Origin of the sequence: Niallia sp. 01092, assembly GCF_052318935.1 — a bacterium.
Taxonomy (GTDB): Bacteria; Bacillota; Bacilli; order Bacillales; family Cytobacillaceae; genus Niallia.
This window is the reverse complement of record NZ_JBQRKO010000001.1, coordinates 125137-145135: the sequence shown is the minus strand read 5'-3', so window position 1 is coordinate 145135 and position 19999 is coordinate 125137. Positions and strand designations below refer to the sequence as shown.

The 19999-nt window shown below is 33.4% G+C and carries 21 protein-coding genes; 6 read left to right on the top strand and 15 right to left on the bottom strand.

The window, feature by feature from the left end:
* Positions 1-59: 59 nt before the first annotated feature.
* Both ACTXGU_RS00770 and ACTXGU_RS00765 read right to left on the bottom strand, forming a co-directional pair.
* A complete protein-coding gene (locus tag ACTXGU_RS00770; protein WP_443479581.1) occupies positions 60-785 on the bottom strand; it encodes an MOSC domain-containing protein in 726 nt (241 codons plus the stop codon).
* 240 nt (positions 786-1025) lie between these two features.
* Positions 1026-1349, bottom strand: a complete 324-nt coding sequence (locus ACTXGU_RS00765) for a DUF3889 domain-containing protein (RefSeq protein WP_443479580.1) — start codon at positions 1347-1349, stop codon at positions 1026-1028.
* Between the two features lie 681 nt (positions 1350-2030).
* Here ACTXGU_RS00765 and ACTXGU_RS00760 point away from each other — a divergent pair.
* Both ACTXGU_RS00760 and ACTXGU_RS00755 read left to right on the top strand, forming a co-directional pair.
* Positions 2031-2204 (top strand): hypothetical protein, encoded by a 174-nt coding sequence (locus ACTXGU_RS00760; RefSeq protein WP_443479579.1) that lies wholly within the window; start codon positions 2031-2033, stop codon positions 2202-2204.
* Positions 2205-2453: 249 nt separating this feature from the next.
* Positions 2454-3428 (top strand): cation diffusion facilitator family transporter, encoded by a 975-nt coding sequence (locus ACTXGU_RS00755; protein ID WP_443479578.1) that lies wholly within the window; start codon positions 2454-2456, stop codon positions 3426-3428.
* A gap of 218 nt (positions 3429-3646) precedes the next feature.
* Here the strand turns inward: ACTXGU_RS00755 and ACTXGU_RS00750 are convergent, their stop codons facing one another.
* The 3 genes from ACTXGU_RS00750 to ACTXGU_RS00740 all read right to left on the bottom strand — a co-directional run bounded on the left by ACTXGU_RS00750 (position 3647) and on the right by ACTXGU_RS00740 (position 6689).
* On the bottom strand, positions 3647-4051 hold the full coding sequence (locus ACTXGU_RS00750) for a hypothetical protein (protein ID WP_443479577.1): 405 nt from the start codon (positions 4049-4051) through the stop codon (positions 3647-3649).
* Between the two features lie 341 nt (positions 4052-4392).
* Positions 4393-5400: an LLM class flavin-dependent oxidoreductase gene (locus ACTXGU_RS00745; protein WP_443479576.1), complete on the bottom strand. Its 1008-nt coding sequence runs from the start codon at positions 5398-5400 to the stop codon at positions 4393-4395.
* 146 nt (positions 5401-5546) lie between these two features.
* A complete protein-coding gene (locus tag ACTXGU_RS00740; RefSeq protein WP_443479575.1) occupies positions 5547-6689 on the bottom strand; it encodes a metallophosphoesterase in 1143 nt (380 codons plus the stop codon).
* A 256-nt stretch (positions 6690-6945) separates the two neighbouring features.
* Here ACTXGU_RS00740 and ACTXGU_RS00735 point away from each other — a divergent pair, with 256 nt between their 5' ends.
* Both ACTXGU_RS00735 and ACTXGU_RS00730 read left to right on the top strand, forming a co-directional pair.
* Positions 6946-7857 (top strand): MerR family transcriptional regulator, encoded by a 912-nt coding sequence (locus ACTXGU_RS00735; RefSeq protein ID WP_443479574.1) that lies wholly within the window; start codon positions 6946-6948, stop codon positions 7855-7857.
* Positions 7858-8005: 148 nt separating this feature from the next.
* Positions 8006-8794, top strand: a complete 789-nt coding sequence (locus ACTXGU_RS00730) for an HAD family hydrolase (RefSeq protein ID WP_443479573.1) — start codon at positions 8006-8008, stop codon at positions 8792-8794.
* Between the two features lie 273 nt (positions 8795-9067).
* On the opposite strand, the gene ACTXGU_RS00725 is transcribed toward ACTXGU_RS00730, so the two are convergent.
* Entirely contained in the window at positions 9068-9496 is a 429-nt protein-coding gene (locus ACTXGU_RS00725) for a hypothetical protein (protein ID WP_443479572.1), read from the bottom strand.
* 261 nt (positions 9497-9757) lie between these two features.
* On the opposite strand from ACTXGU_RS00725, the gene ACTXGU_RS00720 reads away from it, so the two are divergent.
* Complete coding sequence (locus tag ACTXGU_RS00720; RefSeq protein ID WP_443479571.1) at positions 9758-10072, top strand: thioredoxin family protein; 315 nt, start codon at positions 9758-9760, stop codon at positions 10070-10072.
* Positions 10073-10144: 72 nt separating this feature from the next.
* On the opposite strand, the gene ppc is transcribed toward ACTXGU_RS00720, so the two are convergent.
* From ppc to ACTXGU_RS00705, 3 genes are all read right to left on the bottom strand, one after another.
* Positions 10145-12904: a phosphoenolpyruvate carboxylase gene (ppc, locus tag ACTXGU_RS00715; protein ID WP_443479570.1), complete on the bottom strand. Its 2760-nt coding sequence runs from the start codon at positions 12902-12904 to the stop codon at positions 10145-10147.
* 270 nt (positions 12905-13174) lie between these two features.
* A complete protein-coding gene (locus ACTXGU_RS00710) occupies positions 13175-13474 on the bottom strand; it encodes an iron-sulfur cluster assembly accessory protein (RefSeq protein ID WP_443479569.1) in 300 nt (99 codons plus the stop codon).
* 327 nt (positions 13475-13801) lie between these two features.
* Entirely contained in the window at positions 13802-14182 is a 381-nt protein-coding gene (locus ACTXGU_RS00705; protein ID WP_443479568.1) for a hypothetical protein, read from the bottom strand.
* 345 nt (positions 14183-14527) lie between these two features.
* Here ACTXGU_RS00705 and ACTXGU_RS00700 point away from each other — a divergent pair, with 345 nt between their 5' ends.
* Positions 14528-14983 (top strand): Lrp/AsnC family transcriptional regulator, encoded by a 456-nt coding sequence (locus tag ACTXGU_RS00700; protein WP_443479567.1) that lies wholly within the window; start codon positions 14528-14530, stop codon positions 14981-14983.
* Between the two features lie 159 nt (positions 14984-15142).
* Here the strand turns inward: ACTXGU_RS00700 and ACTXGU_RS00695 are convergent, their stop codons facing one another.
* The 6 genes from ACTXGU_RS00695 to ACTXGU_RS00670 form a co-directional block, all read right to left on the bottom strand.
* Positions 15143-15931: an HAD family hydrolase gene (locus tag ACTXGU_RS00695; protein WP_443479566.1), complete on the bottom strand. Its 789-nt coding sequence runs from the start codon at positions 15929-15931 to the stop codon at positions 15143-15145.
* A 141-nt stretch (positions 15932-16072) separates the two neighbouring features.
* Entirely contained in the window at positions 16073-17260 is a 1188-nt protein-coding gene (locus ACTXGU_RS00690) for a class I SAM-dependent rRNA methyltransferase (RefSeq protein WP_443479565.1), read from the bottom strand.
* Between the two features lie 143 nt (positions 17261-17403).
* A complete protein-coding gene (clpP, locus tag ACTXGU_RS00685; RefSeq protein ID WP_443479798.1) occupies positions 17404-18006 on the bottom strand; it encodes an ATP-dependent Clp endopeptidase proteolytic subunit ClpP in 603 nt (200 codons plus the stop codon).
* 8 nt (positions 18007-18014) lie between these two features.
* Entirely contained in the window at positions 18015-18674 is a 660-nt protein-coding gene (locus ACTXGU_RS00680; protein ID WP_443479564.1) for a sigma-70 family RNA polymerase sigma factor, read from the bottom strand.
* A 406-nt stretch (positions 18675-19080) separates the two neighbouring features.
* Positions 19081-19614: a hypothetical protein gene (locus tag ACTXGU_RS00675; RefSeq protein WP_443479563.1), complete on the bottom strand. Its 534-nt coding sequence runs from the start codon at positions 19612-19614 to the stop codon at positions 19081-19083.
* 127 nt (positions 19615-19741) lie between these two features.
* Entirely contained in the window at positions 19742-19933 is a 192-nt protein-coding gene (locus ACTXGU_RS00670; RefSeq protein WP_443479562.1) for a hypothetical protein, read from the bottom strand.
* Between the last annotated feature and the right edge of the window lie 66 nt (positions 19934-19999).

Sequence of the window (19999 nt, the reverse complement as noted above, 5' to 3'; positions counted from 1 at the left end):
TTTACTTTCAAAAACTTTTTGAAACTTCGTCCAAATCGTTAATTAGTTGCCCAAAATTTTTATAGCTGGATTTCGATTGAATCTCCCACGTTAATTTTTCCCGTCTTAATAATAGATGCATAAATGCCGAAATGATTATTCCGTTCTTTTACTACTTTTTTTAACAAGGAAGGCTGTTTTTCACCTGTTTTGGGATCAACGGTGATAATCATACATCTTTCGCAAAATCCGTTTACTTGTAAAATAACTTCATCTCCTAATTTCAACTTTTGCCCAATAAGCTTTTCTTCTGTATAAGGGGAATCATTCGGAATGGTAAATACAATATTGCCTCTAAACCTTCTTTCATCAATCGTTTCTCCCCATATTTCTTCTAATGAACGAAGAGAATTCTCTGTAATCAACAGGACATGGTCTACTTCAATCGCAGGAAAAGGCACATAATCTGGCGTATGCTGTTTTGTCTGAAGTTCCTTTTCTGTATTCTTTTCAAGCTCTTGTAATAACTGTATATCTCCCCATTGAAATTTTTCACCTTTTTCGTTTGTAACCTCAACCGGTGGATACTCGTTCATATTATCCTCACCAATAAATCTCGCATTATATGTAACCATTTTCGGATATTGTGTAATCGTTAAATATTTATTGTCGTTATTCTTATCGATAAACCCATGACTTCTATCTCCGTATACTCCATAACTCATTATATTTGCAGAAGAAATACTTTCTCCTGTAAAAGATTTAACTGGATGTCGGACTAACTTTGTTATTTCTCCTATTTTCATAACAATCACCTCATACATAACCTAAAAAGGAAAAGTATTCCTTTCTTAATATTATATTATTATGAAAGGATAAATTTTTCCATAAAAAAGACCGTCTTTTCCTACTTCCAACAACTTTGCTGCTCATAACTATAATGTGGAAGTTTATTAACGGGGTGAAGAAGACAAGACGGTCTTATTTAAACCTATTATAAATGTTCTCATACCTTTAACCTTCTATTTACTTTCTTACCTATCCTTTTATGGTTTAATTTCCGTCATATTGACTGACAATAACCGTTCCGTTCTTGTATCAAAAGTTAAATCGACCAATACACCTATTTCCTTATTTTCTTTTTTTACGATTAGTTTAAATTTTTCAATTGACGTATTATTTTTTTGTTCTTTGCCGATATGCAAATAGTCAATTATTTCACTATTAGGATATTTTTCTTTCGTTTTTGTCATCGCAAGTTTCCCCCATTTCACATAAGAAGGCAAACCATTATTTGCAGATGCAGGTAATACGCCGGATAAAACGAAAATGCTAACAAGCAGTACACTTAAAATCTTTGATTTTTTCATTCAATAAAACTCCCTTCTTTTATGTTTTTAGTGTAAACATCTACTATAAAAATATGTAGAGATTTAATCCACACTGAATACAGATTTACGTCAGCCTATAGATTACCACTCCTAAAATATTTCCTATTTTAATTCTGCTTTTTTAAGTTTACATATCAATTTGGATGCGTAAAATTTTTTGCTTGCGTACTAAACATAGACTATACTTTTCCTATTCATTCGACTATTTTCCATCCATTAAGACAATTTCCGACTTTCCCGAGAAAAATCTGTCTAAATCTGCGCTTTCCCGAGAAATATTTAGGTCATTTCCTCGGTATTTGTAAGCTTTAAACGTTTATTTGCAGACTTACAATGAAAGTACATTTCATTAAAGGCTGTTTTCTAAGAGTTTGTTGTTTTGAATAAAATAATAAACATGACTGAAGTACGGAGCAGCCTGAATACACGTAGACTCCTGCTTAGAAAAGCGAGAAAGACGAGACCCCACAGGAGCATAGCGACGAGGAGGCTCGGCACTCGTCCGCGGAAAGCGAAGTGTATTCAGGCTGCGGGGTAAATAACAACTATCTATACGAAAAGAGCGTTAGAATAATCACACTAAGAAAAAATTCAAAAGTATTTGTATATTACTTTTTATTTCAGGAAAAAATGAAAACAGATAAGGAAGGAGGTATTAGAATGGAAGTAAATATGACTGCAGAAGAAGTTATGATTGCTATTCAACAACTACAATCACGTGGAGAAAATTTAACGAAGAAAAAGGTGAAGCAATCGCATCCTGATTTAATGAGACATGCTCTTCATTATTTTCCTGATTGGAATAGTGCCATTGCAAAAAGTGATTTAGCATAGTAATCGTACTAAATTAGTTTGTCTTATTTGTCAACTTCTTGCTTCCGAGACTTTAAAACATAAAATTATACATAAACTGTAACTCTGATTGTTACTTCGAAGTACAGTAAAACTTAAAATGAATAACAAACCCATAGAAATTATTTTCTCTATGGGATTTCTTTTTTACAAAATTTATATTTTCTATATTGATATTATTATTTTTTTATTGCTAAAATATAAAGAATCATGTAGGAACGAGGTTTATGTATGAAGGAATTTTTTTTACTTTTACGCAATGGAAATAAATCTGCTCTGTTAGCAGCAATAATCAATACATTGATTGCCATCATTAAAGGAGCTGCTTATATGATGACGGGGAATGTAGCCATGTTTGCTGAGACCATGCATTCCTTGGGAGATGCTGCAAATCAGCTATTTGTTTTTATTGGATCTGCACTTAGTAAAAAACAACCAACTAAAAGGTTTCCAGGCGGCTTCGGCAGACTCGTTAATTTAGTTCTTTTAGGTGCTGTTCTGATCGTCGGCATTATGTCCTATGAAACAATCACGGAAGGTTTTCAGCATCTATTCAATCCGACAGAATCGAGTGGATTCGTGTTAAATTTAATCGTATTAACGATAGCTGTATGTCTTGAATTGATCGTGCTATTTAAGGCAATGAAAGAAATAGTTCATGAACAAGGACTGTCAACTAGAGGTTGGAAGCTGTTTACCCACAGCTTTCTTTATTTAAAAAGAGCAAAACCTGCAACTAAGTTAGTCTTTTTAGAAGATGTTGTGGCAACAGGTGGTGGCTTGCTTGCCATCATTGCTGTTATTATTGCAGAATTTTCGCCGTTTGATCAAGCGGAAGGAATCGCATCTATTATTATTGGTATCATGATGTTTATTGTTGTTGGCAGAGTATTTTTAGACAATGCAGCTGGTGCAATTGGAGAAAGTGATGCAGAAATGGAAGGGAAAATTGGCATCATCGCGATGAGAGATCCTGATGTCCGTGATATCCAAGACTTAACCGTCTATAAAGAAGGAGAAAATTTCCATGTAGAATTAAGCATTGAAATTGACAGTAAATTAACAGTAGAACAAGCAGATAAGATCCGCCACCGTGTTGAAGATCAAATCTTAGAAGAAAAAGGCGTTTCAGATGTTATTATAGAATTTGATAAAGACGATGGCATACTAAAGTGGACAGTAGGTACTGAAAATAAAGAAACTTAAAGTAGACGTTTGTATATTTAACAGAAATGGCAATAAAAAGGAAAGAACACTTCTCCCCTTTTTTAAAAGTAAGCATAAAATTTTTGAAGTTAGACGAGTGTCTAGTTGCAGCGCCTAGCCCTTGGGAAAAATAACCCCATGCCTCTAAAAATAAAAAGCACTTTCCCGAGTCAAATGAACATTTTTCTTCAGGGCTGAACAAGTCGCTTCCGCTTTTCTTATTTGCCATTTTCTTTTTTTACAGCTTCTTCAAAAGGCGCATAAAACACGCCTTTTGGTGCTAATATATCCGTTTCTGATTCCTTGTCTTGTCCATTAACTTGATAAATACCTGCCGGAAAATAATCAAAATTACCTGACTCTATATGTAAATCCACATACAAATCGTCTAGTTTACGCATTAATTCAGTATAGCTTTGTTGATCTACAATGTCACCATATTCATCCAATTCGAAATTCTTTTTTATTGCTTCCTCTAATTCCGGATGTGAATCTTTAGCAACAAATAAATCCACATCACAGCACTCCATACATAATAATATTTCATCTTCTTTAATTTGTTCGTATGCATGCTGTACCATGTTTTTTAATATCGTTTGCACTTCTTTTTCATTATTAAGCAAATCGTCAACCTCCTCATAAGAAAAACGCAGGCTCATTGCTCAGCCCCGAAGAAAAGTGTTCTCTTGCCTCAAAAAGTTTTTTTACTTTTAGAGGCAAGAGGTTATCTTTCACAGGGGCTAGGCGCCGGCCGGCTAAATGCGCACAGAGGAAAATCGACTAAGTACGCCACGTCCTTTGGCAACGTCGATTGACTCGCATCCTGCGAGCCTGTGGCAACGCCGGCACTTGTACATCCTGTACGTCGGAGCTAGATACTAAACTAGGTTCGAAATTTTATGCTTTCTTATTTAAAAAAATAAATACCTTCCTAACGTTAATATAGGAAAAAATACAAAAATCACTAGTTAATGACCAGTTCACTTAACAGTCGATAAGAGTTTAACCGCTCAGAATGACTAAAAATTTGGCTATTAACAATTATTTCGTCTGCCTTCGTTTCATCTAGAAATTGCTGTAATTTTTTTTCAACTGTTTTTTGCGTTCCAACCATAGAATTTTTTAACTTCTGTTCAATAACTGCTTTTTCGTTAAAATTCCAAATATTATCCATATTGTGAACAGGTTCCTTTAAGCGTGTTGGCTTTCCTCGTATTAAACTTAATAATTGCTGTTGAGAAGATGTTGCTAAAAATTGGGCTTTTGCTTCCGATTCCGCAACAATCACATTAGCTCCTACCATCACGTAAGGCTCTTGCAACTCCGTTGATGGACGGAAGGAATTCCGGTACATTTCCAGTGCAGACAAGGTAAAATCTGGAGAAAAATGACTAGCAAAAGCAAATGGCAATCCAGATTCTCCAGCTAATTTTGCACTAAAAATACTAGAACCTAACAGCCAAAGTGGTATATGTAATCCTTCTCCAGGAATTGCACGAACTGGCAGCATAGACAGTTCATTTGGCTGAAAATATTTTTTTAGTTCCTCTAACTGGTCTGGAAAATCGCTTCCATCCCTTTTTCCACTTTTTCTAAGTGCATATGCTGTCATTTGGTCACTTCCCGGAGCCCTTCCCAACCCCAAATCAATTCGGCCTGGATACATTGATTCTAACGTACCAAATTGTTCTGCGATAACTAACGGAGCATGGTTTGGAAGCATAATACCACCAGAACCTACGCGAATCGCTTTTGTCCCCCCTGCAATATAGCCGATTAATACGCTTGTCGCACTGCTGGCTATTCCAGGCATATTATGATGTTCAGCTAGCCAATAACGGTTGTATCCCCATTTCTCAGCATGCTGAGCTAAATCCAAACTATTTTTAAAGGCAATTGCTGCCGTACTGTCTTCTGTAATTGGCGACAAATCAAGGACAGAAAATTTTATGTCTCGAAAAGCGTTTCCCATTTCTGCTTCTCCCCCTATGAGTTTAACCTTCTCTTTACTATATAACTGAGTATCCATCTTTTTCAAATATATTGAACTATATATCATTGGTTTATTTAATGGGTCTCTTAGCTTTAAGAATTGAGTCCTCATAGTTTCAGCCATATTTACTTATGTTTTTGATTATTTTTTTCCAAAAAGTCAAGCGTTTCTTGATGATATGTTTTCATCAAATACTCGATTGGCTGATAAGGAGATACAATCGGTACTTTTTTACCTTTAATAATACGAATAATTGGTTTTGCTAAAGATTTCGATTCAATTATACGCCATTTTCCATCTTTTTGCTCTAATGTTAAGTCAATAATCCCTAAATGATTTCCCCAAAAACCTGCTTGAACTGCTGGCTTGCCATTTATTTTTCCAGTATCATGTTGCACATATAAATAGCTTTTTTCTCCTTTTTTTGGGAATAAACTATGGGAATGTCCGTATAAAATAACATCGATTCCGTCTACTTTGCTAACATCTTTTACATTATTCCCTTTTTTTTCTTTTAAACCGTTATCGGACTGCAAACCTGCATGAACAAGGGCAATAATAATATCTGCTCCTTCTTTCTTCATCTTTGGGACTATTTCTTTTGCTGTTTCTTGCATATTTTTTATTTTCACTTTATGTTTTAAATGCTCTTTATCCCATTCAGCAGTTATTGGCGTAATTAATCCAAGCACTCCTACTTTTAATTTCCTTTTTTGCCCATCCTTCGTCGTTACTTCTTTATCGATGATGATATAAGGTGAAAAAAAATGAATATCATCTTGCTCATAATCATTTTGATCATCCACATAAATATTAGCATTTACAAAAGGAAAATCTGCACCTTTAATGCTTTTTAGTAAAAAATCAAGTCCATAATTAAATTCATGATTTCCAACGGTTGCTGCATCATACTTTAAAAGGTTCATACTTTTATAAGCAGGATGAATATCGGTATAGTACAGTACATGACTTGATGCCACATAATCTGCTAATGCATTTCCTTTTATTACATCGCCAACATCAAATAACAACGTATTGTCTTGATCTTTTCTCGCTTGCTGAATAAGACTAGCTGTTCTGTCTAATCCATATTCAATCGTTCTTCTTTTTTTTTCATAATCATATTCGAGAATATGAGCATGAATATCAGTCGTTTCAAGAATTCGCAACGATGCTTGAAACGACTGATTCAACTCCTTCCCGTAACCATTATTTATTGGAACGAGTAAAATAATAATAATCATTACGCACATATATTTTTTCCACATAGCAACAATCACCTCTATTACAAAAAACTTTAAGTGAAAAAATCCTTCTAATACCTAATATTGTTCACCTTTTTCTTCAAAACAACACCGAGATATTCTTTCCATTTACTATTTTGATGAAAAATGTCTACTTATTAGAAGTTTTGATAGCTTTTGTCTTGTCGCAGGAAAAGGAGCGGAAGATATAAAAATATATATACACCAACATTCTTATCAGTGCTTGAATCACTAAAACAAATAACAAGGAGCGATATTAATGAAATCCTATTCTCTTTTTGAAGTATCAAAAAAACTGACAACCTCTCGAAATACGATAAAGAAATGGGAAAAGGAATTAGAAGATGTACTATTGATTCCCCGTCGTAATAATGGGTCTAGGTATTATACAGATAAAGAATTATCACTATTAGTCGAAGCCAAAAATTTGTATGCAAATAATAGACCAAAATCAGAAGTAAAAGAAAGATTAACTATGCTTCTTCATCCAAAGCAAGAACAACCATGTTTACCATCTAATGAAGAAGTACTTCATCAACAGTCACCAAATAAAAATGCTATTGATGAAGGCTCTGCCATTGCCGAACATAATCGCAACGTATTTTTTTCTTCTTTAGAAAAATATAAAGAAGATTTTTTAGAGGAAATAAAAGAAGAAATTCAAAACTGCATTCAGAAAGATGTGTTAGAAAATATTAAGCAGGAAATAAGAATAAGCCGGTCTGAAGTGGCGAGCAGTCTATCTGCAGCGATAGAAGAATCAAATGAAAAAATCAAGGAAAATATGGAAAGTTTAGCGAGCACCATACATACAAGTGTAAACAAAAGCCAGTCAAACTTTGAAGAACTACGGGGAAACATTTGCAAGTTAACTGCCAATTCAAAAGCGGAACGGAAAACATACTCTAAACAATGGACATCCTCTCATTCTTCTTCCAAAGAAATAAAATCGATGATCGAACAATTATCAAAATCAAATGAAGTAATAAATAAATCGGTTGAACAACTGCATCAAAATGATCATTATATATTGGAAACATTGCAACTAGAACGAGAGCAGCTTCATAAAGAAATTAGAGAACGAGAACAGACCTTTCAAAATCTAGTGCAAAGTTTCCGAAATACAGCAGCAGAAAATGAGAAGAAAAAACAATGGTGGCATTTTTGGTAAAAATAATTGCTAGAGCATGGTTAACATACCTCTGACTTATTGGATCGTTATCCTTATGCTCTAGCTTTCTTACGCCAATAAATATATGGTAAAATAAATAGTTGTATCGGTAATTTTAAGCATTAGAATGAAGAGATTGGAGGAAATAATGAGTACATATAAAATATTGTTTCTTGATATAGATGGAACCATTTTACGTCCAGATGACACAATGGAAGACAGCACAAAAAAAGCGGTTCAATTAATGAAAGCACAAGGGATAGAAGTGTTTTTGGCAACAGGAAGACCACTGCATGAAATTGCTGAAATTGCTGAAACACTTAGTATTGAATCCTTTATTGGCTATAATGGTGCATATGCCATTTATAAAGGAACAGATGTATTAAAAGAACCAATAAGTCCGGAACTAGTCAAATCGTATGTACAAATCGCACAACAAAACAACAATGAATTATTTTTATATACTAGTACACATAATTTATTAACACATCCTAACAGTCCTATAACAAAAGAATTTGCAAGAAAATTTCATTTACATAAAAATAAAACTTATACGGAAGAGGAAATAGACAATATTTTAGGAATAACGATCATTCATGCAAAAGAGGAAGATATACACCGGTATGAACAGTTTGAAAACATACATTTATCACAAGTAAATATTGAAGGATTTAGACATGCTTATGATGTGATTAGTGATAAAGTGAATAAAGGGAAAGCCGTTTCGAAGATTTTAAATACACTACAATTTAAAAAAGAAGAAGCAATTGCTTTCGGTGATGGATTAAATGATAAAGAAATGTTAAGTATCGTTGGAGAAGGCTTTGCGATGGGCAATGCAGATGAACGACTATTTTCCTATGCTAAACATAAAACGACATCTGTAACAGATTCTGGTATTTATAATGGATTAAAATCACTTGGGCTGATTAAATAATTCTTGCTTAAAAGGCTCCATCATATCGATTGATGGAGCCTTTGCTCTTTTACATAATGGGCTGTTTTCGTATAGAATGTTGCTTTTAAAATCGCAGACTGAATACACTTCGTCCGTTTAGCGAGCGTCGAGCCTCCTCGTCGCATACGCTCCTGTGGGGTCTCGTCTTTCTCGCATTCCCACAGGAGTCTACGTGTATTCAGTCTGCTGAGTACTTCTTCTCCCATTTTTTTACGTAAAATACAACAAACTTTGAGAAAACAGCCTACATAATTAATTAGTCTTATCCGTACTAACTTCCACAAGATGCTGACCTATCTTTTTATCATAATAGCTTGGATTCATTTTATAAGAAATTTCAAACGGTGGAGTAGTTGCATACTCTTTTTTAATCCAATAAAACGATTCTTCTTTACTTACTTCGTTTAACTCAAGCATAATAGTTACCTCTAATGATACAAGGTGCTTATTTTTTGTGATGGAAATAGTCGGATTAGATGTTCTGACAGGTTTGTTTATTAATTTCTTATTAAAGAAAATTGAAAAATTCAGTTCGTTTCCACTTTTACTTTTTTTATTCATCTTCAGTAAAAAAGAATCTCCTAAATCTTCTAGTTTATCTTTATCCATATCCTGAATGGATAATACTAATTTTATGTACATGTTTTCAACTGGTAAAATCGTTATTTTTGTTGCGCTCATCTATATCCTCCTTGTTACTAGCAGCCCTACCTCTAATTATATGACCAAATGATGGCTAATATAACGAATACTTTAGAAAGTATAGCGTAAAGCAGTTTTTTACAGCATTTTAATATCATAGTATATAAAGAAAGATAATATCAAGACCAAAGTCGACAATTAAGCAGAAAACGAGAAAAATTTTCATCTTTTGTTTATAATTATAGTGTTAGTGTTTTTATCACAATACTAACAGTAAATAAATGCTTATCGAGGTGTATGATGAAAGAAATACAAACAGTAGAAGAATTTGAACAAATTATTCAAAATGGAGAAACCAATATTATTAAATTTTTTACTACATGGTGCCCTGACTGTACAAGAATGGACCTTTTTATTGATGATATTATCGCAGCAAATAGCGATAAAAAATGGTACAGTTTAAATAAAGACGAACTACCAAGCATTGCAGAAAAATTTGATGTAATGGGTATTCCAAGTTTATTAATTTTCAAAAACGGCGATAAAACCGGTCATTTGCATAGTGCAAATGCAAAAACACCAGAACAGGTAGAAGAATTTTTAGAAGCATATTAATACCTATTCTTATAAAGTAGAAAGAAGAGAAAGGTTTATTTTCCTTTTCTCTTCTTTTTCATTTTTAATGGATCAGCCTGTATTGCGTAACCCAGCTGCTATTCCATTAATCGTTAATAAAACTTGGTTCATTAATTCTGGATCTGGAGTTTCTTGTTCACGTAGCTGCTTAATTAATTCTACTTGGAAGAAGTTTAATGGATCCACATACGGATTACGTCTGTAAACCGATTCTTGAATGGAAGGTGTATGATCCAATAATTGCTCTTCTTCTGTAATTTGCAGCAAGATTGATTTTGTTTTATTATATTCTTCTTTAATGTTCTCATAAATTCTTTTGCCGATTTCTTCATTTTCTACTAAAGAAGAATATTCTCTTGCAGTCGTTAAATCTGCTTTCATTAATGCCATTTGCAAGTTATCAATCGTTGAACGGAAAAACGGCCATTTTTTATACATTTCTTGAAGGGTTGCTAAATGATTGTCACCCATCTGTGTATATTCATAAAGACCCGTTCCTGCTGCATACCATCCAGGTAATAACTGTCTACTTTGAGTCCAAGCAAACACCCAGGGAATAGCACGAAGATCTTCAAAGCTTGTTTTATTTTTTCTAGCCATTGGTCTAGAACCAATTTTTAAATTTCCTATTTCATTTAAAGGTGTTGCTTCTTTAAAATAAGTTAAAAAGTCAGGATCGCAGAAAACTAACGATTGGTATTTTTCTAATGCAAAAGATGAAATTTCTTCCATCGTTGATTCCCATTTTGCTTTCTCATCCAGTTTGTCATCATCTTGAGAAATATGAGCAAAAGCTGTTAACAACGTAGAAGTTGCTTGTTCAAGACTTCTAAAAGCAATATCTTCTAATAGATATCTTGAAGATAATACTTCCCCTTGCTCTGTAATTTTCACTCCATCTCCTAATGTTTCCGGTGGCTGGGATAATATGCTCTTATTTAGCGGGCCGCCGCCTCGACCGAGTGAACCGCCGCGTCCATGGAAAAATTTCAACCCAATATTATAGCCGCTTGCCATCTCATGGATTTCACGCTGCGCCTTATACAGTTTCCAGTTTGCAGTAAGTGTGCCGCCATCCTTGCTTCCATCTGAATATCCTAACATGATTTCCTGTTGATTATTATGTTGTTTCAGATGCTCTTTATAAACAGGCAGATTGAACAATGTTTCCATTATCTCTGGTCCTGCAATCAAGTCGTCGATTGTTTCAAGCAATGGTGCAACATTTAAGTGGCTTTCCACAGAACCGTCCGCATGCAAACGGTATATTCCTGCTTCTTTTGCTAATACTAACACTTCTAAAATATCACTTGGTGCTTGTGTCATACTAATTAAATATACGGAAATAGCACGTTTGCCAAACTTTTTATGCGCATCTCGAATCATCGTAAAGACTTTGATCATTTCTTGTGTTTCTTTCGAATAATCTTCGTTCAAAAGCAAAATTGGTCTTGGATTTTTTAATACTTCCTCCAGCACCTTCACTTTTTCGGCTTCACTTAAACTGCTGTAATCGTCTGTAATACGAACTTTTCTTAAAATTTCGGATATAGCAGCTTCATGTTCTCCGCTATGATTGCGAATATCTAAAGTAGCTAAGTGAAATCCAAACAGTTGAACTTGACGAATTAGTTTTTGCAGCAATTTTTGTTCATGATTTTTCGGTTGATGATTTTTGATGCTTTCTTTTATGATGATTAAATCCTGCAATAATTCATCAGCGTTTTGATAGCCTTTATCAGAGATTCCAACTTGCTTTAATCTTTCAATCATAACAGCAAATTTTCTGCGGTACACTTCTTTATCGACTGGCCACTTTTTCTCATCTGATAAGTACAATTGTTCTTCCTCATTAATCGTTTGCATTAATGTTGGACTAACTTCCACGCGGTTTGTGGAATGACTAAAACGTTTCATAAGCTCTACAACCGCATCCGTATACTTAGTTATGACTAACTGATTTTGTTTATGCAACGTTTCCCACGTTACTTCTGGTGTTACATTCGGATTTCCATCTCTGTCTCCACCAATCCACGAACCAAATGATAAAAAATTTGGAACATTCCAATTAAAGTTTGGATAGTTTTGGTGAAGCGCATCCTGTACTTCTTGATGAATCTCTGGCAAAACGTCAAATAACGTTTGATCAAAATAATACAATCCATTTCGCACTTCATCCATAACAGATGGCTTTTGAAATCGCAATTCATCCGTTTGCCACATAATCGTAATTTCATTAAATAAGTCTTCCTCTATTTTTTTACGTTCTTTTTTTGTTAATAGAGGGTTATCCGATTGTTTTAATAAATCAGCAATTCGTTTTTGAATCTCTAAAATCGATCGTTTAGTAGATTCAGTTGGGTGAGCTGTAATAATTAATTCTAATGAAAGTGTATTCAGAACTTTTTGAATTTCAGACTCAGATAAATTTTTACTTTTAAACGTCTGGATCGCACTTTGAATAGAATCTGGCTGAATGCCTTTTTCGTCTAACAGCTGATAGTCCCTTCTGCGTCTAATACGATGATTTTGTTCGGCCACATTCACTAAATGAAAATATTTGGAGAAAGCTCGAATTACTTGGCGACGCATCGGCCTTTCTAGCTTTTCCATCTCTGCTTTTAATTCATTATATGTAGATTCATTATAGTTTTGGCGAAGCTCTTTTGCTATTTTACGAATTGTTTCTACTTTCTCTAAAAGCTCCTGGCCACCATGGTGAACAAGAATTTCTCCTAATATATAACCTAATTGTTTTACATCTTTTCTTAGAGGAAGACTGCTTTCATTTACTTTTAATCTTGTTGTCATTAGATTACCATCCCTTAATCTAAATATTATTTCAAACATTATAAACTCTATAAATTAATCCTATCATTATTTTTAGAAAAATTCATTAACAATTAACGTTTATTAATAGATAGATACGATAAATCACTATTGATTCATCTAATTTTTATATCAATACGTTCTGATTAGGTAATATATGGTTAAAATTCCCTTTTTTATATCCGTGTTTTATGATAAATAAAAAACGCTGTCTCCTTTCTCAATTGGGGAAAAAGAAGACAAAACGTTGGATTAATGATGATGATGTTCTTTTTGTGGATTATAAATCACAAACCCAGGTTCTGGAACATGGAAATACTGAACCCAAACCCCGTCTAAAAAGTCTGATTCACGTGTATCTAATAATACTTCTACATCCTTATCTGTTTGTACTATTTCATCATGTTCTGTTTGCTTATCTAATTTTACATCATAATGGGCATGGTTGCCATGATGCTCTGTTATGTAAACACGGATTTTTTCTTCTTCTTTTGCCTTGCTTAACATTTGCTTCAACACTTTTTCTGCATGTCTATTTACTTTAACCTTCACCCTATCTTCCCTCCTGAATTTCTCCAATTTTTTTTACTAATATACCCTCATAGTAAACTTTTGGAAAAATGTTTGCAAATAGATTGCTTGTACAATGTAATGCTAGCAACTTTATTAGAAAAAAACCAGGATCCTCTTCACCTGGTTTTTTCTTATTATTGTCATAATTTATATGCTTCAAGTTAGGTAGCTGTCTAGCTCCAGCGCCTAGCCCCTGTGAAAGATAAACTCTTGGCTCTAAAAGCAAAAGACTCTTTTTGAGCCAAGAGAACATTTTTCTTCGGGGCTGGTCAAGTCGTTCTGCTTTTCTTATTATTCAAAAATTTCTTATCGAACCGCAACACTTTCTTGTATTTCTTTCAGCTGAATAAGCTCTTTTGCATATAAGGAGAAATTATTTTTATCCATACTATCTAATGTTTCATTCACTTTAAATTGTAAATAATTTATTCTTAATTCTAAATCCATAACAGAATAGATTTTTTCTTCCTTAACAAACTCTTCTAGTTCTTGTGAGTACATGTAAATTCTGTGATCTTTTATTAATACAAGGACCAACCAGCCAAGTGTATCCACATACTTTTGCTCATCTGTAACAGTAATAATGTCCCCTTTATGTAAATCAATCATAAAAGAATGATCTGGACTAGGACAAGTGCATTCAATTATATATTGAAATGACTTTGCGACAATGTAGTTATTTTTCATTCCCTTCCCTACCCTTCCAATTTTATCGAATGAACGCTCACTTTAGAAATGTTGTTCGTTTATTTGTTTTTATTTTAAATGAAAATGATTATCAATGTCAATTGTTTTATAATCAGAACGATAAATCTTTATTATTCTCTTATTTAAAATTCTCTCTAAAAAAGAGTAGAAGCGTTTGGTTTAGTGGAAAAGCAGTAATGTAGTGACGCTGTGGCATTATGAACATATTAATGATAGAATGAATAATGCATTTCCACTTATCAAAAAGCATAAAACATTACATTTATACTTAAATTTCGTATTTATTTTAGATATTTCCATTACATTTTGTTTAAGGAGCTTAAGATGGATAAAGTAGATATACAATTATTAAAAATTTTACAGGAAGATGGAAGAATTACGGTTAGTGATTTATCCAAACAATTAGCGTTAAGTCGACCAAGTGTTTCGGAAAGATTATTAAGACTGCAGGAAAAAGGAATCATCTTAGAATTTAGCGCAAGAGTTTCCCCTGCTATGCTAGGAAGGGAAACATTGCTTTTTATTCAAATAAGCGAATTAAAAGAAGATGCTCAAACCTTTGAAGACTATATTAAAACAGAAGAAGACATCATTGAATGTCATCGAGTGACAGGACCTATCAGCTATACGATAAAAGCAGCTGTATCTGGCATTGACGGGATGAGACAACTTGTTGATCGCTTAATACCATATGGAACGATCAATACATCAGTTATTTTAGCTTCGCCTGTACCATATAGGCATCTATTACCAATTGAAAGCACAGACTCAGAAGATTAATCTGCCGAAGAACAAAAGCGCAAGTATGTCCTGTACGTCGAAGCTAGATGCGGACCAACCGCTAAGTTTTCCACAACTCCGTTTCGTCTATAATTTTCTATAAAATTAAAAAACAGGAAAAAAGATTATTCATTCCTTTTCCTGTTTTTTTGATTTATTTTATTTAGAAAGTGATTCAATTAATCCGAATAATTCATGAAGATTTGTAATTTCAAAAGTTGGTACTACTTCATTATATTTGTTATTTTCACGATTAATCCATACAGATTTAATTCCCGCTCTATTTGCACCAAGAACGTCAGTCATTAAATTATCGCCTACCATTAATACATCTTCCTTGTTCAGCTGTACTAATGATAATGCATAATCAAATATTGATGGATCTGGCTTCCCTTTTCCAAATGCTCCAGAAATTATAATCTCATCAAAATAAGGGGCGATTTCTGGAGTAATTGTTAATTTCGTATTTTGCAAATGTGGTGAACCGTTTGTTATCAACACCAACTTGTATTTGTCCTTTAGTTGATCTAATACGGCAAACGTTTCTTCGTAAACAAAAGGAGATTCTTTTCTGAACTTAGGAAATGCTTCTGCCAACTCTTCCCCAAATTCTTTATCTTCAATTCCAATAGCTGCCAATCCTTTTGTCCAAGCATCTTTTCTGTAGAACGGAACAATGTCCTTCATTTTTCGAAATGAATCATGATCATCTAAAAATTCTCCCCATAACCCTTCAAAAGGATTGATGCCAATCATTTGTGTAAAGGAATAAGTTTCATATCCCTCATATAATGAACGGGCTTCTTTTCGCACCGCTTCTTCCATTTGTTCCAAATCTACCCCATATTTTTTTTCTGCTAGTTGACATGTTTTCACAAAAGCTTCTTTTACACTTTTTTTATCCCATAATAATGTATCATCTAAATCAAAAAATATTGCTTTCACCATTAAGCTTGTCCCCATTCTGTTATGTAGTTTAATGTCGTCCTTCAGGTATTAGATTACTAGGTTATGTTATGGATGTAAATACTTACTTCTTAGGCTATTGGCAAGCGCTTGCTTTCTTCGTTGCGCGTCTTCTTCAATAGGTTATTTTTTTTGCAAAAAAACCACTTTTAAATAATTGCTTTCTTTCAGTATGTTAATTGAACGAAAATCTGCAGGAAGCTGAAATTCCTCTACTATTTCATAACGATTAGGCTTGTTTTCAAACGCATCTAGGATAAAACGTTTAAATTTTTTCATATCAAAAGTACTGCAATTTGTAGATGCAACAATAATGCCATTTTTCTTTGTAATGCTAATTGCTTCTTTCAACAAACTAGTATAATCTTTTGCCGCACTAAATGTATGCTTTTTTGACCGAGCAAAGCTTGGTGGATCTAATATGACCATATCAAACAACAATTCTTTTTTTACTGCATATTTAAAATAATGAAAAACATCTTCTACGATAATTTTTTGTGCAGCAAGATCAATTTCATTAATAGTAAAATTTTCGGTTGTTTTTGCTCTGCTTCGATTTGCCAAATCTACACTTGTTGTCGATTTACTTCCACCTAATGCAGCAGCAACAGAAAAAGCTCCTGTATACGAAAATGTATTCAGTACATCTTTTCCTTTTGCATATTTGTCCCGGATCGTTTTTCGAACTTCCCTTTGATCCAAAAAGATTCCAACCATCGCTCCGTCATTTAAGTCAACCGAATAGTTCATGCCATTTTCTTTGACGATAATTGGAAATTTCCCTCTTTTTCCTATGACAAAATCATCGTCTTCCACATAACTGCCTTTTTGGTCAAACCGTTTTTTTTCGTAAATAGCAGAAAAGGACATACATTTTTGAAGTGCCTGAATGATCATCTCTTTAAATGCATAAATTCCTTTACTGTACCATTGAATAAGTAAATAATCGTTAAAACAATCGATGGTAAAACCGCCAATTCCGTCTCCTTCGCCGTTAAATAAACGGAATGCTGTTGTATCTTCCTGCTGTATTAATCCCTTTCTTTTTTCAATTGCTGCAAGCAGCTGTCTTTCAAAAAACTGTTCATTAATTTCTGTTTGAGAATCGAATGTTAAAATCCAGCCTACGCCTTTATTTTGAATTCCGAAATATCCTCTGCCTAGAAATTGCTTAGACTTGTTTTTTATATCAATAATTTGTCCCTCTTCTAATCCTGATACATTTAAAAGGGCCTCTTTATACAATAACGGATTTCCATTTTTTATTCCTTTTTCAAATGATGGATTTATAATTACTTCAATTGATCTCATATTGTCACCTATGTACTTTCTTTAAAAAATAAACTATTTCCATTCTTCTTATTATACATAAAAATAGAAAATCCACCTACTTTTCTATTGTTAAATCAAAAAGGTTTCTTTTCATTTATTTAATGATAAGAAACCTTTTTTGTTTATTTCGAAAAAATAATATCATCAATAATCCCGTAGACTTTTGCTTCTTCTGCACTCATATAATAATCCCGGTCTGTGTCATCAGCTACTTTTTCTATTTTTTGGCCAGTTCTTTCTGCAATAATGCCGTTAATTTGTTCTTTTAGTTTTAGAATTCTTTTTGCTGTGATTTCGATTTCCGTTGCTTGGCCTCTTGCTCCACCTAATGGCTGATGAATCATTATTTCACTATTTGGAAGAGCATATCTTTTCCCTTTTGCTCCTGCAAGAAGCAGCAGCGCGCCAAATGATGCTGCCATTCCTGTACATATAGTTCGAACATCTGGTTTTATATATTGCATTGTATCAAAAATAGCAAAACCAGCTGTTGTCGATCCTCCTGGACTGTTAATATAAAGGGAAATATCTTTATCAGGATCATCCGCTGCTAGAAATAAAAGCTGTGCCACAATATTGTTTGCAACATGATCATTAATTTCGTCGCCTAACATAATGATTCGATCTTTTAACAATCGGGAATAAATATCGTAAGACCGTTCACCGCCATTTGCTTGCTCGATAACATAAGGAATTGCACTCATTTTATTCTCCTCCTTCTGCAGTATAAGGGCTATGCAGCCATTGATAAGCCAGAATACCAGCTTCGAACTTTCATATTCTTCTGTTTTGCAGGGGCTGTTTGTAAACAAATATGATTTGATCGAATCTCTTCCAATAATAAGGATGGATCTCCTTTTTTTAACACATCATAAAAAATCCTAAAAGTCTCTACTTCTACTTCCCTTACTTTTTCTTCTTGTATAAATGATTTTTGTTTTAAATTGGTTCTTGCACGAAAAAGAATAGACTTTACTGCTCCTTCTGATGAACCAATAACCTCGGCGACCTCTTTTAAGGAATAACTGAATCCTTCTGATAACAAGTAGACAATCCCTTGTTTGGTGGTAAGCTGGTTTACAAGATGTTCTGCTAGCATCATTAAAGTATCGATTTCTTTTTTGTTGCTTTCTTTTTTATCTGGTTGATCCAGTTGCCATTTTTTATTTTTTCGTATCTCATCAATCCATTGATTATAGACCATTTTTTTTAGTAAGGCAGTGGTAATAACCTTTTCCTCATACTTTTCTAACGCTTTTAAAAATGTTTCTTGAACAATATCTTCCCTTTCCCATTTATTCATTCCAAGATATTTACAATAATTTTGCAATAAAGGATAATTTTCTGCGAAAACCATTTCCATTTTATCGGGTGTTAATTGGTCAACGTTCATGATTTCCCTCCCTTTTTCCTTTCTATAATCATAACGTTTTAAAATAGAAAAAAGATACGGGCAGAAAAAATTATTATTGCGAAAGTTTTAAAGATTATTTTTATTTTATTTAGCCTCTTTAATAAGTGTCTCAGTTTCATTTTTCCGTAATTAATTTTGGCATTTTAGTATAGTTTGTTGTTATGTAACCCACAGCAGGAATACACTTCGCTTTCCACGGGCGAATGCCAAGCCGCATCAATGCTTCGCTCCTGTGGGGTCTCGCCTATTTCACTTTTCCCGTAGGAGTCTTCGTGTATTCCTGCTGCTCAGTGCTTCAACCATGTTTATCATTTTATTCAAAAACAACAAACTTTTGAAAACAGCCTTAACTTTTCAATATAACAATTGTAAATGTTATTTGCTTTTACTTTACCCTTGAGTCATCTAAGCGAATTTCAGCAACTTTACCACTATTGATACACCAAAATTCTAATGTTATTCCTTGTTTGTGATCAATATAGCCGATTATGTCTACACCTTGCTCATTACTCTTATAATAATTATGCCCATACAAAGTAAGAACCTTTTCTTTTGTATCACCTAATTTGATTCCTTTTGCAGTTTGCAGAGGGTTATCAAATGGTTTTTTGTCAGTACCAGTAATTATTAACCGCATAATGGAGCCTTTACCTTTACCAGAATGAAAAGACGCAGTTTCTAATCCACCTTTCCAATGATAATAATCATATAAGTCATTATCTTCTCTATCTAATGGTTTGCCATATTGTTTTATAAAACTGGTTTTATTTATGCTTTCATGTATTTTTACCCCACCAACAGATTCATTAGAAAGGTTTGTAGATTTTGTCAATTGTTCTGAATAGGTTGAAAAATACTTAAAAGCTATTACTCCTATTAATAAGAATATAAAAATTAAGGTAAGTCGTTTTTTGCTCATTTTCCCTCCTAATTTTTTAAATTGATAAATGTTCAACTCTCTCATAATCGATTGTTTTTATGTATTATCAAACCATTCGTTTGTTTTAATCGAATTTAACTATGAAGCCAACTAAGTGAATAAATATTCATTTCAAAAGCTCAGAAATAATGTCGGAACTACCAGGTAATAGTAATATAAGTGAGGAAATAATAATCAGTATTCCAAGAAAAAATAACAGGATAACTATTTTAACTGAAAAAGAAACATCTTTTTTTAATGCACCTGTTATGATAAGAACGATCCCAATAATGAACATTAAAATATACCAAACCCCCATTCCAATCCCCTCTTTTCTAGCGTCCTAGTATTATTATTTTTCAGGCAATACGTTGAGCAACTCATT